This is a genomic window from Pseudomonadota bacterium (genome assembly GCA_039028935.1).
Classification (GTDB): Bacteria; Pseudomonadota; Gammaproteobacteria; order Steroidobacterales; family SZUA-146; genus SZUA-146.
Genome location: JBCCHD010000001.1, coordinates 236910 through 252029 on the forward strand (window position 1 = coordinate 236910; position 15120 = coordinate 252029).

General features: G+C 57.4%; 15 protein-coding genes. 13 read left to right on the plus strand and 2 right to left on the minus strand.

From position 1 onward, the window contains the following. Window positions 1–95: 95 nt before the first annotated feature. The 13 genes from accD (at window position 96) to AAF465_01040 (ending at window position 13251) form a co-directional block, all read left to right on the plus strand. Window positions 96–983 carry an acetyl-CoA carboxylase, carboxyltransferase subunit beta gene (accD, locus tag AAF465_00980; GenBank protein MEM7081300.1) on the plus strand — a complete coding sequence of 296 codons (888 nt, stop codon included), beginning with the start codon at window positions 96–98 and terminating at the stop codon, window positions 981–983. A 22-nt stretch (window positions 984–1005) separates the two neighbouring features. Then, complete coding sequence (locus tag AAF465_00985; protein MEM7081301.1) at window positions 1006–2301, plus strand: Mur ligase family protein; 1296 nt, start codon at window positions 1006–1008, stop codon at window positions 2299–2301. Between the two features lie 9 nt (window positions 2302–2310). Further along, a complete protein-coding gene (locus AAF465_00990) occupies window positions 2311–3093 on the plus strand; it encodes an SPOR domain-containing protein (protein MEM7081302.1) in 783 nt (260 codons plus the stop codon). 193 nt (window positions 3094–3286) lie between these two features. Continuing rightward, window positions 3287–3856 carry a CvpA family protein gene (locus AAF465_00995; GenBank protein ID MEM7081303.1) on the plus strand — a complete coding sequence of 190 codons (570 nt, stop codon included), beginning with the start codon at window positions 3287–3289 and terminating at the stop codon, window positions 3854–3856. A 14-nt stretch (window positions 3857–3870) separates the two neighbouring features. Further along, complete coding sequence (gene purF / locus AAF465_01000) at window positions 3871–5394, plus strand: amidophosphoribosyltransferase (protein ID MEM7081304.1); 1524 nt, start codon at window positions 3871–3873, stop codon at window positions 5392–5394. Window positions 5395–5623: 229 nt separating this feature from the next. Next, window positions 5624–5926: an Hpt domain-containing protein gene (locus tag AAF465_01005; protein MEM7081305.1), complete on the plus strand. Its 303-nt coding sequence runs from the start codon at window positions 5624–5626 to the stop codon at window positions 5924–5926. A 53-nt stretch (window positions 5927–5979) separates the two neighbouring features. After that, window positions 5980–7227 carry a protein kinase gene (locus AAF465_01010; GenBank protein MEM7081306.1) on the plus strand — a complete coding sequence of 416 codons (1248 nt, stop codon included), beginning with the start codon at window positions 5980–5982 and terminating at the stop codon, window positions 7225–7227. Window positions 7228–7278: 51 nt separating this feature from the next. Beyond that, window positions 7279–8007 (plus strand): response regulator transcription factor, encoded by a 729-nt coding sequence (locus AAF465_01015; protein ID MEM7081307.1) that lies wholly within the window; start codon window positions 7279–7281, stop codon window positions 8005–8007. Between the two features lie 80 nt (window positions 8008–8087). After that, window positions 8088–8666 (plus strand): hypothetical protein, encoded by a 579-nt coding sequence (locus AAF465_01020; GenBank protein MEM7081308.1) that lies wholly within the window; start codon window positions 8088–8090, stop codon window positions 8664–8666. 18 nt (window positions 8667–8684) lie between these two features. Then, window positions 8685–10541 (plus strand): hypothetical protein, encoded by a 1857-nt coding sequence (locus AAF465_01025; protein MEM7081309.1) that lies wholly within the window; start codon window positions 8685–8687, stop codon window positions 10539–10541. A gap of 18 nt (window positions 10542–10559) precedes the next feature. Then, window positions 10560–11066 (plus strand): Rab family GTPase, encoded by a 507-nt coding sequence (locus tag AAF465_01030; protein MEM7081310.1) that lies wholly within the window; start codon window positions 10560–10562, stop codon window positions 11064–11066. A gap of 2 nt (window positions 11067–11068) precedes the next feature. Beyond that, window positions 11069–12622: a response regulator gene (locus tag AAF465_01035; protein ID MEM7081311.1), complete on the plus strand. Its 1554-nt coding sequence runs from the start codon at window positions 11069–11071 to the stop codon at window positions 12620–12622. Next, the gene (locus AAF465_01040; protein ID MEM7081312.1) at window positions 12619–13251 is read left to right on the plus strand and encodes a tRNA-(ms[2]io[6]A)-hydroxylase; all 633 of its coding nucleotides are present in this window, start codon (window positions 12619–12621) and stop codon (window positions 13249–13251) included. Before AAF465_01035 ends, AAF465_01040 begins: the two co-directional genes overlap by 4 nt. Window positions 13252–13428: 177 nt before the next feature. Here AAF465_01040 and AAF465_01045 read toward each other — a convergent pair whose 3' ends face one another. Further along, on the minus strand, window positions 13429–14295 hold the full coding sequence (locus AAF465_01045) for a UDP-2,3-diacylglucosamine diphosphatase (protein MEM7081313.1): 867 nt from the start codon (window positions 14293–14295) through the stop codon (window positions 13429–13431). A gap of 5 nt (window positions 14296–14300) precedes the next feature. Further along, on the minus strand, window positions 14301–14924 hold the full coding sequence (locus AAF465_01050; GenBank protein ID MEM7081314.1) for a peptidylprolyl isomerase: 624 nt from the start codon (window positions 14922–14924) through the stop codon (window positions 14301–14303). Window positions 14925–15120: the final 196 nt, after the last annotated feature.

A 15120-nucleotide genomic window follows, 5' to 3' on the forward strand; every position in this document is an offset into this window, starting at 1 on the left:
ATTGCGCGGTTATCGTGTGCGATCAAATGGTTTATGATGGCGGCATTCGGGGGTACGCGGTGCGATCCGCCGGGCCGTAGACAAGAGGCACAGTTATGAGTTGGCTCAAGAAAATCATGCCGTCGCGCATACAGACCGACAAGCGCAAACGGTCGGTGCCGGAGGGGCTTTGGAGTAAGTGCCCGGCCTGCGATGCGGTGCTGTATCGGGCGGAGCTTGAACGCAACCTGCATGTCTGCCCCAAGTGCGGCCATCATGGCAAGATCACGGCGCGAACCCGCCTGGAGGCGTTTCTCGATGAGGGGGCGCATGAAGAAGTGGCGACCGATCTGCAGTCGCTTGATCCCCTAAAGTTTAAGGACAGCAAAAAGTACAAAGATCGACTCAATCAAGCGCAGAAAAAATCGGGTGAGAAAGACGCGCTGATCGTGCTGCGTGGCAAATTGCACGATCGCCCGGTCGTTGCGTGTGCGTTTGAGTTCGATTTTATGGCCGGTTCCATGGCATCGGTGGTGGGCGAAAAATTTTGGCGCGCTACGCAGCTTTGCATCGAACTGCAGTGTCCATTGGTGTGCTATTCGGCCAGTGGTGGTGCTCGTATGCAAGAAGGTCTGTATTCGCTCATGCAGATGGCAAAAACCAGCGCTGGGCTCGCGCAAATGAGTGAACAGGGCTTGCCCTACATTTCAGTCATGACCAACCCCACCACAGGCGGCGTGTCGGCTAGCCTGGCCATGCTCGGCGACATCAATATTGCTGAACCATTTGCCTTGATCGGTTTTGCCGGTCCGCGTGTGATCAAGCAAACGGTTGGTGAGACGCTGCCAGAAGGATTTCAGCTCAGCGAATTTTTGCTCGAGCACGGCGCGCTCGACATGATTGTGGATCGACGCCAGATGCGAGACGAGATCGGTCGTCTGCTGGCTAAACTCGGTCAGCGGCTGCCGATGGAAATTCCGCCCGAAACACCGGCCGAAGCCTGACACTGAACGGCGATCCCACTCTGTGACCCCTCCGGCGCGCACACTGAGCGACTGGCTCACCCGCATCGAAGCGATGCATCCGGCTGAGATTGAGCTTGGGCTGGAGCGCGTGGCCGAGGTGTATCGCCGCTTGCCAAAGGCCCGTGTGCCGGCGGTGATCAGCGTGGCGGGAACCAATGGCAAAGGCAGCACCGTCGAGTGCATACGGCGCTGCGCCCTAGCCAACGGTTGGCGCGTAGGCGCGTATACGTCGCCTCATCTTGTTCATTTTAATGAACGGATTTGCATTGACGAATCGAATGCCGGCGATGCCGATATTGTCGCGGCGTTTGCTGCCGTCGAGGCCGCTCGCAACGAGGTGCCTCTGACTTACTTCGAATTCACCACGCTGGCGGCTCTGGCCTTGTTTCGCGCTGCGGATCTAGACCTTTGGGTGCTTGAAGTGGGTCTAGGAGGTCGACTCGACGCGGTGAACGTGGTCGATGCCGATGTGGCGGTGATAACCGCCATCGGTTTGGATCACCAAGACTGGTTAGGTGACACACGTGATGCGATCGCCGCGGAGAAAGCCGGCATCATGAGGCCCGGTCGAATAGCGGTGTGCAGCGATCCGGATGCGCCAAACCCGATTGCGGAGCACGCCCGCACGATCGGCACAACGCTCTTTCAGATCGGTCGCGATTTTGCGGTGGAGCGACAGGCTAGCCAATGGACCTACTCGTGTCGTTTGTCGTTGCCGGGTCAATCGTCGTTGACCGAGCGGTCGCGGTCTGAGCTCGACGCACCGCTGGGTGCGGTGCTAAACAATCTCGCCGGCGCGCTGACGGCGATGACGGCATTAAACGCACTGCCAGCTCCCTCTGCGCTTGAACCGGTCTTCGAAAATTGGTCGCACCCGGGTCGCTTACAGCGTGTTCGTCGACGCACCACGTGGTGGCTGGATGTCGCTCACAATCGTGAATCGGTTCAGCATCTGGTCAGTGTGCTTGAGCGGGAGCACCGATCAGCGCGGCCTAAGCAATGCATCGTCGTGGTGGGTATGTTGGGTGACAAACCGGTTGACGATGTGCTCCAATCGTTAGCGTCCGTCGCAACACATTGGTGTGTGGCGTCGCTTGACTCGCCACGCGCATTATCTGCACAGGAACTCGCGGCGAAAGTGAACCAGGTGAGTGCGCACACGGTCGAACGCTTTGACTCCGTCGCGGGGGCGATGGCGGTGGCCCGGGCAAGGGCCGGCGCCCGAGACTGTGTCGTGGTGACCGGCTCGTTTCACACAGTGGGGCCCGCACTGGCCTGGCTCGGATATTCGGATTGAGGAAGCTCAATGGAGCGCGCAACACAAGAACGACTCGTTGGGGCAACGCTGCTCATCATGGCGGGCGTTATCCTGATTCCCTGGCTGCTCGACGGGGACGTGTCGCCGCCCGCGGTGAACGAAACGCCGTTGGTGCTCCCCGGGAGTGATGAGCGAAACAGTAACGAGACGCGACGCATTTCACTCGAGACGCCGCGAAACGAATCGCGCAGTGCGCCCGTCACACTCGACACCCGTAGCGTGCGCGATGTCGATACGCCAGCCCCATTGAGCTTACCCGCGCCGGTTGAAACGGTGGATGCCGGACCGGCGGCGCCGGACCGTGCCGATACGGCAACGCCAGCTCAAACGTCGGGAGCAGAGGAGGAACGCCGCGCTGAGGCGACGGTGCCGGCTCGATTCGCTCGGGCGATGCCACCGGATGATGAGTCGACACCCGCACCACCCGTCGACGTCGCGCGCGAGCCGGCCGTCTCTGAGCCGGTTACGCCCGCTCCCAGTGTCAGTCAGCCGGCTGCGACGCCGCCACCGGCATCGACACCCACCGCGTCGGTGGCTGAGTCGGGGTGGGCCGTGCAGGTGGGCAGTTTTGCCAGTGAGGCCAACGCGCGTCGTTTGACCGCTCAGCTCCAGGACAAAAGCTATCGCGCCTTTATCACCGAGAGCGACTCGAGTGGCCGCACACTCTATCGGGTACGCGTGGGACCGGTCGCCGAGCGCGATGAGGCGGAGCTGCTCGCCGCAGCCTTACGCGAGGATCGGCAACCTGCGCGGGTGCTACGCCACCGTTAAGCGCAGTGGGCACAGGACTTTTCGGTGGTCTTCGAGCAGACGTATTGCGCGCCCGCGGTCTCAGGAGGGACATGCGGGGGCGGATCTGGGCGTTGATGAGCCGTGTTTGTCGGGTTTGCGCGTATTCGTACCTGAGACTTTTCCAACAAGCTGATAGAATGCGCGGCATTACCCACACACGAGATATAACGCCATGATCACGATTGACTATCTGATTATCGCCATCTTGCTGGTGTCGATGATCGTAGGCTTTTTCCGCGGCTTTTTCCCTGAACTTGTTTCCATTGTCACTTGGATTGTGGCGATCTTTGCAGCGATGAACTTCAGCGGTCTTGTCGAGCCGTATTTGCAAGGCAAACTCGGATCGGTGGTCGTCGAACTATGGGCATCACGCATCATCGTTTTTGTCATCGCGTTGATTCTAGGGGGGTTGCTTGGGCAACTCGTGTCGCTAGCGATCGATAAGTCGGGTCTTAGCGGCACTGATCGAATGCTGGGCTTGGTGTTCGGTGTGGTGCGGGGCGCCGTCATTTTGGGTGTGCTTGTTATTCTTGGTCAGTTGATGGGTTTTCAGCGCGAGCCGTGGTGGCCCCAATCGCAGCTCATTCCGATGGCTGAGCGCGTGGGCGATACACTAAGGGTGATGGTCCCTGATAGCGTCAATGAATTTCTCGACAACCGCATCGAGCCCGTGGGCGACGACATGACGGATCCGCCCCTAGACAATCCGGATGCAGACACTTCCGATAACGGATCGAACTGAGGCAATAGAAGCGCATGTGTGGGGTAGTAGGAATCGTCGGGCGCCGCCCCGTTAATCTGGCCATTTACGATGCGCTCACGGTGCTACAACATCGCGGCCAAGATGCCGCCGGCATCGTGACGTGTGATGGCAACAAGTTATACGCGCGTAAGTCAAACGGCCTGGTGCGCGATGTGTTTCGTCAAGATCATATGCTTGAGTTGATCGGGAACTATGGCCTCGGCCATGTGCGCTACCCCACAGCGGGTTGTTCAAGTTCGCTGGAGGCGCAGCCGTTTTACGTGAATTCTCCCTACGGAATCTGTCTTGGGCACAACGGCAATCTGACCAATGCCGCTGAATTGAGCAGCATGCTCGCTCGGGAAGATCGGCGGCATTTGAACACCGGTTCAGATACCGAAGCGCTCCTCAACGTGTTTGCGCACGAGTTGCAGTCAATCGATCGCGCGGCACTCACAGCGGACGATGTGTTTACCGCCGTGCGAGCGGTGCATCGTCGTTGCCGGGGTGGCTATGCGGTAACGGCACTCATAGTGGGGCAAGGCATCGTCGGCTTTCGCGATCCCTATGGCATCCGTCCGCTGGTGCTGGGTAAGCGCGAAACACCCGATGGTCGCGAACATATGCTGGCGTCCGAAAGCGTGGCGCTGGATGCGCTTGGTTTTGAACTCGTGCGGGATGTCGCGCCGGGGGAAGCGGTCTATCTCGATCTCAATGGTCGTGTGCACAGTGAAATGTGCGCACCCAATGCGCAGCTCAATCCCTGTATGTTCGAATACGTGTATTTTGCGCGTCCCGATTCAATCATCGACAACATTTCGGTGTACAAGGCCAGGCTTCGAATGGGCGAGAAGCTCGCCGAGAAAATTCTGCGTGAGTTTCCGAATCACGATATCGATGTTGTGATTCCCGTGCCGGATACCTCGCGTACGGCGGCGATGCAGGTGGCCCACCATCTGGGCGTCAAGAATCGCGAAGGGTTTATGAAGAATCGTTACATCGGACGCACCTTCATCATGCCCGGCCAGACTCTGCGGAAAAAATCCGTTCGGCGAAAGCTCAACGCGATCGAGCTCGAGTTTCGCAAAAAGAATGTGCTGCTGGTGGACGATTCAGTCGTACGCGGTACCACTTCGCAACAGATAATCGAAATGGCCAGAGAGGCTGGGGCCAACAAAGTGTATTTCGCCTCGGCTGCGCCGGCCGTGCGGCACCCCAATGTCTATGGCATTGATATGCCCGCGACAAAGGAGCTTATTGCGCACGGCCGCAGTACCGAAGACATCGCCCAACTGATCGGCGCAGACTGGCTGGTTTACCAGGAATTGGAAGACCTCATCGAGGCGGTAGGTCACGACAAAGCCGATATTGAACAATTCGACACGTCCTGTTTTTCAGGTGATTATGTGACGGGCGACGTCACGGCAGCCTATCTCAATCGCTTGGAGCAACAGCGCGCGGATTCCGTAAAGAACAAGCCAAATCGGCAGAAAAGTCTGTTTGATGATGACGGTCGCAATGCGCTGGAGGCCATGTAGGTCGCACACCAGGACGTCTGGGCGGGTGGTTTGGCGAGCGTCGCACCGCATCAAAGCCGCGGGTTGGCCTGACCTTCTGTGACGAAGATCACAGTGCAGGTATCATGTGATCCGCATACTAAACGTGGACGGCTGCTCAGAGCGCGTCGACGCATCCGATACCGTCTACTTGGAACGCCACGTTCAACGGATGGCCTTTGCCAACCAATTTTCGCCTGGGATAGACAACATGCTTGAATCCGCAACACCGGCTACTGAAGAGCTGGATCCGGCCGTGAGGGCCTTGCTTCCTAATTACATTCGACGTCGAGAATCGGACGTTGAGATGATGGCCGTGTTGCTGGGTCGGCGAGACTACAAAGAAGTCGGCAAACTGGCGCATAATATGCGAGGCTCCGGCACGGCCTACGGCTTTCCGCGCATCACCGAACTGGGTGGCCAAATTGAACACGCTGCGATGACAAGCGATACCGAGACATTGGAACGTCTGGCGGGCGAGCTGGGTGAATTTGTAGCGACAATGCGTCCCTGACTCGGTTGGGGCGCGAGGCATTCTCGCATGACGCTCCACCGACCAACTCATCAATGAACAATGCCGGCATGCTTCGGGTGCTGGTGCTGGACGACGATGCCGCTTTTTCGGCGTCGGTCGAGCAGCGTCTCAGCCAGCTGTGGCCCGAGCTCTCCTTAGTAGCGCGTAAGTCGACACATTACCGCGACACCTTGTCGCACGATGTGCAACAAGCAAACATTGTGTTTCTGGATCACGAGTTCGACCAACGTTCGGGCCTAACGCTGTTGCGTGAACTGCGTGCTGAACGGCGGGCACCGGCCATTATTTTCGTCACCCATAATAGCGATGAACGACTCGCCGTGGCGGCCATTAAATACGGCGCCGACGACTATCTGCCAAAAGCGACGAGTAGCGCGGAACGTCTCGTGACCACGGTGAAAGAGTGCCTGCGGGCGACGCGCGTGGTGGCGTCACGTCGACCATCCGGCGCTGCGCGCACACAGCCGGTGACCGGCGTGTTGGTCAAGGGCTATCGATTGATCGATAAAATTGCCATGGGCATGGGGTCGGTTGTGTACCTGGCGTACAGTGAGTCACGTCGTGAGGACGTCGTGCTCAAAGTGCTGGACGGAGCGTTTGAGTTAGCCGATCAGGACGAAACATTCGAGCGTTTTCTCATCGAGATTCAGTCCGCTGCGGAGGTGACACATCCCAATGTGATCCGAATTCACGATGTGGGGGTGGCCGACCACCGCTTATTTATTGCCATGGAGTACATCCGGGGTGGAAGTTTGCGTCAGCGCATCGCGCGCGACGGCGCACTCCGTCCGCGCGACGCGCTCGACCTCGCGCTCAACATTGGTGACGCGCTGGGCGTCATTCACGCGCAGGGCATTCTCCATCGTGACCTAAAGCCGGGCAACATTTTGTTTCGCGACGACGGAACGCCGTGCCTGATCGACTTCGGTCTTGCCAAGCATGTGCAGCTTGATCAGGAAATCACGCTGCCGGGGCGAATCTACGGTACCCCTTATTACATGAGTCCCGAACAGGGATTGGGCGAAGAAATCGATGCGCGCAGCGATTTTTACAGTCTCGGAGTGGTGTTATTTGAGGCGCTGACCGGTCGTAAGCCGTTTATGGCCGGCACACCCGTGGCCATGCTCTATAAGCATCGCTTTGCACCGATTCCCGAAATCAACGACAAAAACAAACAATATCAGCCACTTATCCATTCTCTGATGGCCAAGGATCCCGCCGAACGACCCACCTCGGTCGAGGATTTATTGGCGGTACTAAATCACTATAAAAGTCTGTAAACTTAAGAGGTTAAGTGATTCTTCACACAAATTTCGCAGGGTGGATAGACGTTGACTAACACTTCACAACGCACGCGGCTCCGTATTGCACTGCTCGAGGACGACCAGGATCAGGCAGAGTTGGTCAACGCCTGGCTCCAGGCGGCCGGGCACAGCGTGAACCATTTTTCCTCAAGCCGGGTATTTCTAAGGGAAGTGCTTAGAGATAGCTATGATTTGTTGGTGCTCGATTGGATCGTGCCCGAGATGGACGGCATAGAGGTGATGCGGCGTGTGCGGGAAAGTGCACGCCACTACACGCCGGTGCTGTTTGTGACGGCAAAAGACACCGAAGACGACGTGGTCGCTGCGCTCGGGGCGGGCGCCGACGATTACATGGCCAAGCCACTCCGGCAGCGTGAATTTGCCGCGCGTGTGCTGGCGGTCATCCGCCGCGGGCGGGATGGCGCGGGCAAGGATGAGCTACCGGATGCGGCGCCGTTTGTGATCGACCTCAAACGCAAGCAAATCGAGCTCAATGACGATGTCATTGAATTAACGCACCGCGAATTTGATCTCGCTGTGTTTATGTTTCGAAATGCCGGTCGGGTCGTGTCGCGCAGCCACATCCTTGAGAGTATCTGGGGCATGCACGGCGCGGAACTCAATACCCGCACGGTGGATACGCACATTAGCCGGTTGCGCAAGAAACTGGGCATCAAAGCGGAAAACGGCTGGAAGCTATCCGCCATCTATCAACACGGCTATCGACTGGAGCGTACCGATACGCTCGAGGCCTGAGGACACTCGGCGACAGTCCATTCCAACGAGCCTGATGGGTGTGATGCTTGTCAGGCGATCATTCTGCAACGGGTAGTGTGATGAGCAAAGACACCAAAACCAATTCACCGTCTCAATCGAGTGCCGCTGAGCACGACGAGAGTCAGGAAAATGTCGACAAGATACGCGACATACTATTCGGCGGCCAAATGCGCGACTATGAATCGCGCTTTCGTCAGCTCGATGGCCACATATCCAAAGAGATCAATCGCATCAGCACGGACATCAATTCGCGGCTTGATCAGCTCGACCATTACATCAAAAACGAATTCACCATTCTGACGGAAAAGCTTAATGGCGAAGTAAAAGAGCGGGCCAGTGCGGCCGACGAGCTTGCAGGCAGTATGGCCGACATGCGCAAAGTACTTGAAAACCGCATCGCGGACGTTGATGAGGTGCACGGTGCCGCAGCACAGGAAATGCGTGGTCGTATGCATGAACAGGCGACCGAGCTATTGGAAGCGATTCGCAATAATCAGGCCGCCATCGAGAGCAGTCTACGTGATGAGTCGCGTAAACTCGGCGATGAAAAAGTAGCCAGGACCGATCTTGCCAGTTTGTTTACCGAGGTGGCGATGCGTCTTCAACGCGATTTCGATTTACCCGACGAGAAAGGATGAAGTCGCTGAGTCGCCGCTTTGAACGATCTTGAAAAAATAAAGAACATCCTTTTCGGTAACGAAAAGAAAGCCCTGGATTCCTTGGTGCGGCGTCTAGAGCGACCGGAAGCACGAACCGCGGATGTCGCCGACGTTCTCCCCGATGCTGTCACCCGCAGTTACAACACAGACGAGCGCCTGGGTAAAGCACTCAGCCAGCCACTCGAGTCCACGCTCAGCGAAGCCATTCGACGCGAACCCAAAAAATTTGCCGATGCTTTGTTTCCCGTGATGGGGCCGGCGATTCGTAAGGCCATCAGCGAAGCGATTAAATCCACACTGCAAACCATCAACACGGCCATCGAAGAGAAATCGATTGGCAACCGAATTCGCGCGGCACGTGCCGGCGTGCCGCTTGCGGAGTACGTGTTTCTCAAGAGCGTGGTCTACCGCGTTGATGAAGTGTATCTGGTCGACCCCGAGTCCGGTCGCCTCATTCATTACCTGCACCATCGGGACGTTGACAGCAAAGACGAAGACGCGGTGTCGGCCATGCTCACCGCTATACAGGACTTTGTACGCGATTCGTTTAGCAAAGGCACCGGCGGCGGGTTGCAGCGTGTGGCGATTGATGAGTACACGGTATTGGTCTCGCAGGGGCCTCATGCCATGTTGGCGTGTGTTGTGCGCGGCGGGCCACCGCAGTCGCTGTTGACCAATATCGACGCCGCCAACGAGCGCGTGCATCTGCGTCACGCGGAGGCGCTTGCCGAGTTCGACGGACAGGCCGGCAGTATCGCCGGGTTGGATGCGGAGCTTGAAACACTGTTGCAGGTGCAAAAACAGGAGACGGCGGCCACTCGTCCGCTGTTCGGCTGGAAGTCGAAACTGCTGGCGCTCGGGGTGTTGCTGTTGGTGGGCTATTTGATAGCAAACGCCTGGACGGTGAATCAAAAAATGCGCGCGCTGGCCGATCTTGTGCGCGCCACTCCCGGTATTCTCACGACCGAGTTGGCGCGTGACGGTCATCGCGCCATTGCGATTGAAGGGCTTCGTGATCCGCTCGCGCCACAGCCGCTTGATTTGGCGCGCCAAGTGGGCATCGATCCCAAACACTTTACGGCGAGCTTTCTGCCCTTTCAATCGTTGGAAGCGGCGATAATCGAGCAGCGTGCGCAGTCCACACTCGAGCCGCCGGCGGGCGTGTCATTAACGTTTGAAGACGGCACACTGTCCGCGAACGGCAGTGCGGCGGCGGGATTTCGCGAGCGGTTTATCAATCTTGCGCCATTGCTCGGCGGCGTGACGGACGTCGACGCGACGCAGTTGCGTTTAGATGATGCCTCACTACTCAAGTCGCTTGAGCAGGCGCTGGAACCGCCGCCGACGGTCGATCTGAGCGTGACGCAGGCGGTCGCCGTCGTGTCGGGTTCGGCGCCGCAGGCGTGGCACGATAAACTCCAAACCGTCAAAACGCTGGTGCCTGGCATCACTGATGTAAATCGAAAAGCGCTCAAACTCGAAGAGCGGGTCACGTTAGCCGGCCTGGTGGCATCGCTGCATAATCGAGCGGTGTTTTTTTCCTCGGGTGATCAGCTGGTGCCTAATCAAGAGGCGCAGATCAATCGCACCGCGACACGACTGCGCTCGTATGAGGAACTGGCGATCGGTCTGGGACTCAAACCTGTTGTGCGAGTCATTGGCGAAGTCGATGGGAGTGGCGATCCGCGTGTCAACGAGTCGTTGATGGCGCGGCGCGCGAGCGTCTATCGAGAGGCGCTCATCGCGTATGGCGTGAATGCTGCGTTGCTTCGTATTGAGGCCTCTGCCGTACCTCAGTCCGAAGTGGTTGATCCTGCCAAGCGCCGGGCCATCATCAAAATGTCATCACAATAAAAAAACAGGGGCGTCACTTTGGCTGAGCTCACAAAAAAAGTATGTATCATCGGCGATTTCGCTGTTGGTAAAACCAGTTCCGTCGCGCGTTGTGTCAACAACGTGTTTTCCGAAAAATACCTCACGACTGTGGGCGTTAAGATCGATACGAAAGAACTGTCACTGAGCAATCGAAGCGAACCGGTTAAGCTTGTGATTTGGGATATTGCCGGCACCGATCGTTTTTCGGCGGTTGAGTTTTCATACCTGCGCGGATCAAACGGCTTCATTTTGGTGATTGACGGCACGCGACAACACACGCTGGATGTGGCGAAAAAACTGCGTGCTGAGGCGTTTGAACGCTACGGTGAGCAACCGTGCGTGACGTTGATCAATAAGTCGGACCTGGAGGACGAGTGGCAAATCAGTGACGAGATGGTCGCTGAACTCGACGAACAAGGTTTCATGCCGTTTGTGACGAGCGCTAAAACCGGCGCGAATGTCGAGGCGGCGTTCACGCGCTTGGCCGAGTTGGTTGTGGACTGATCGTGTCGCTACCGTCCGCTGTTTCTCGTTACTTATTTCGTCTCGATCGAATTCAACGTCAGGCGCTGTGCCTCATGGTCGATGACCGCTATCGCGTTCATGAGGCGTGGGGAGATTGGCAAGGAATGGGTGTGTCAACGACACTCGATACCGACGCACGCGAGCTCGTTCCCGCACTGCATGGATTGCCGCTCGATGAGGTGGCCGTGCTTGAGTTTGTCGGGTTGCCCGGTGCAGGGACCTTCGATTTGCATGTGTTTACCGAGGGTAGCGACCGTTTTGTGTTGTTGTTGCCCTGCGATGCCGCCGAGCGACGCACCGCTGACATGCAGCAGGTGGCCAATGAAGTGCGCTTGCTCAACGAGCGACAAACTCGTTTGCTTAAAGAGCTTGAGGAGGCCCGTGCGGACCTCGAGGAAAAGAAACGCCAAGCTGATCATGCCAGTGCCATTAAATCACGGTTTATTGCGAGCATGTCACACGAGTTTCGTACCCCGCTGACATCGGTTATTGGCTATACCGAACTATTGCTGTCGGACCCAGGGACAGACGACATGAGTATGTCGCACGCCAGCGCCATACGACGATCGGCACACCATTTGTTGTCGATGGTCGACAACATTCTCGACCAAGCTCGGATCGAAGAGGGTAATGTCGCGATTCGACTGGCGGCAATGAATGTACGTCAGGTGACGGACGACATCACGGCGATGCTCGCACCGCTTGCCGCAGAGAAGTTTTTGGGTTTTGCCGCGTTTGTGGCGCCCGATGTGCCCAAATGGGTGTATACGGACGAAGTTCGCGTGCGGCAAATATTGGTAAACCTCGTGGGCAACGCGATCAAATTCACCGACACGGGTTCGATTCGGCTCGAGATCACGTGGCAATCCGATCGTCTGACTTGTGTGGTTATCGATACCGGTCCCGGCATCGAACCCGATCAGCAGGCACTGATCTTCAACGCGTTTCATCGGGTGAATGGCCAAGACACAAAGCGCGGTACAGGACTTGGGCTGAACATCACGGCGCGTTTGGTTGAGTTGCTCAAAGGCACCGTTGCACTCGCATCGCAGCCAGGGCACGGCAGCACGTTTACCGTGGAGCTACTGGCGCCCATTTCAGAACCTGAGGCGTTGACGGCTGACCCCAGTGTCAGTGCACAAGGGGGCAATGCTCGGGTGATGGTCGTGGAGGACGATCCTGATTTGGTGGAGCTACTGAGTTTGTTTTTGGCGCGCGGTGGCTACGACGTAGTGCTTGCGCATGATGGCCAGCAGGCGATCGACGTGGCGTTGAGTGAACAGCCTGATTTGGTGCTGATGGACGTCAATATGCCGGTCATGGATGGCTTGTCAGCCGCGAAGGCACTGCGAAGCGAAGGCTATCAAAAGCCGGTGATCGCCTTGACCGCAAGTTTGAGTGTCAATGATCGCGATCAAGCCTTCGACTATGGGTGCGATGGCTATTTGGTCAAACCAATTAGCATGCCCGAGCTGCTGTCATCGGTTGAGCGATACCTCAACGAAGCGGCTCAGAGCGCCGAGGCGATACGATGAGCGCCCGACCGTTGCGGCAGGACAGCGGGACCGAGGTCAACGCCTTTTTGGCAGTGCCGACGTCCGATGAATGGGTGGCGTGGGCGCTTGAAAACGAAGCGGCATTGCTTTGGGATCATGGCAATTGTGAGAAGAAGGCCGCCTCAACGGCGCTGCAACTGCTTTATCGCTACCCGCAAAATGACGCGTTGGTTTATCGCATGTCGCGATTAGCGCGGGAAGAACTGCGTCATTTTGAACAGGTGCAAAAGCTCATCAAGCAGCGTGGCCACGAGTTTGTGCTGGTGCCAGCGGCTAAGTACGCGGCCCGACTGCTCAAAGCCGTGCGAACGCATGAACCGCAGCGACTCATCGATCAGCTCATTATTGGCGCCTTTATTGAGGCGCGCAGCTGCGAGCGCTTTGCGCGGGTGGCACCGAACCTCGACGCGCCGCTCAAAAAGTTCTACCTGGGCTTGATGGAGTCGGAAGCGCGACATTTTCGCGAGTATCTCACGCTCGCCGAGCCGCTTTGCCAAACTGACGAACTCGATGCACGCATTGCGTTTTTTCGTGCGCTAGAAGCCGATGTTATTTCAGAGCCGGACGACGTGTTTGCGTTTCACAGTGGTCCACCACGCAACGAATAGGCCATTTTTGTCGTACAGCGCCTCCCCGTTTGTGTCGGCATCGGATCGACCACGCCCGCCGGCAATGCGCGTCCACCCAAATGGCTCAAGCGCGAACCCACTGTCTGGCAAACCATCGCGATGAGGGGCGAATCGATCCCGTGCTCGGCATCGTTGATCGCGCGGGGAACGGTTGGGTTAGCGAGGTAGGCGCTGCAGTTCGGCACCTTGCGCTGACCAGTACAGAACGCTGCCGTGTTCGAACCAATCGCCCAGCACAATGCGCTGATGGGTCTGCTGCTCGTATTCGATTGTGTGCACTCTAGGTCGATGGGTGTGACCGTGCAATAGGATCTTCACGTCATGACGAGCAAATGCATCACGGACGGCGTCGGCGTTGACGTCCATGATGTCCTCGCTTTTGCTCGACATTTCCGACGCGCTGGCCGAACGCAATTGTTTGGCCAGGTCCAGGCGCTGCGGCACACTCATGGCCAAGAGGTTGGCCTGAAAATCGGGGTTGCGTAACGTGGCGCGTAGCGTTTGATAGTCGGTGTCATCGGTACAGAGTGTGTCACCGTGCATAAGCAGCAGGCGTGTTCCATAGCAGCTGATCACCGTTTCATCGGGCAGCACCGTGAGGCCGCAGGCGTCGGCAAACGCACTGCCAATCAGAAAGTCGCGATTACCGTGTGTAAAGAAAATGGCAATGCCGCGCGCAGTCACGCCGCGCAATACTTCGATCATCGCGTCGCCGGTTTCCCCCGGTGCATCATCTCCGATCCAGGCTTCGAACAAATCGCCAACGATATAAAGGTTTTCGGTGGTGGAGGGAAGCGCGTTGAGAAAATCGAAAAGCTGTGCAGTGATCTCTGGTCGTGTGGGATCAAGGTGTACATCGGATAAAAACACCGTATGCGGGTCAGTCGAGAAATCTCGGCCGACGGCGCTACTGATCGCCTCAGTTTGTTTGAGCAGCGCAACGGCACCGTCTCCGGAGTGGTTGGCGTGCTTGATTGACGGGCGTGCGTTCAAGAACGAACCGTGTACGGCAGGTTGAACCACAGGGGCTACTTGCGCAGTTTTGCCGATTTGAGCATCACGGTTTCAAGGGGTACGTCGGATGGGAAACTGCCCTTCGAGCCGGTCTTAACCGCGCCGATTTTGTCGAGCACATCCAATCCTTCGATGACCTCACCAAACACGGTGTAGCCCCACCGTTTTTCGCTTGGGTCGAGGCTGTGATTGTCGACAAGATTGATGAAGAACTGGGACGAAGCGGTGTGGGGCGGACCGAGCCGCGCCATGGCGATCGTGCCGCGGTAGTTACGCAGACCATTGCCCGATTCGTTAGGAATTTCAGGCTTAGTGGGTTTTTCGGCGAAGTCGCTATCATAGCCACCGCCTTGGACCATGAAGTCGCCGATCACGCGATGAAAAATGGTGCCGTTATAGTGGCCGCTGCGTACATATTCGACAAAGTTCTTTACCGTGATGGGCGCGCGACGGCCATTGAGTTCGAGCACGATCGTGCCCAGGGTAGTTTCCATTTCAATGATCGGAAAGGTTGGAATACGCGGCGTGCGTTTTTTCTTGGCGGGCTCCTGGGCGTGGGCACCGGTTGAGAACAACAGCGATAACATAATGCCAGCCAGCCAGCGGTGAGCAACAAAAGTGGATACAGCCTGTTTCATAAGTTGAGTTCCTCTAGAGAGTGCCAGGTCGTCTGTTCGTGGCGGAGCGCCTCTTCGGTCCGCCTGTCGGTCTTGCCAATCGCCCGGTTTACGCTACCATCTGCCGACGCGCTCCACGCTTGGAGGCGAAGACGGCCGGTGAGTTCCCGCGCAATAATCAATAAATGTGTCCGCCCCTAGGGGCCAACAGCAGGTG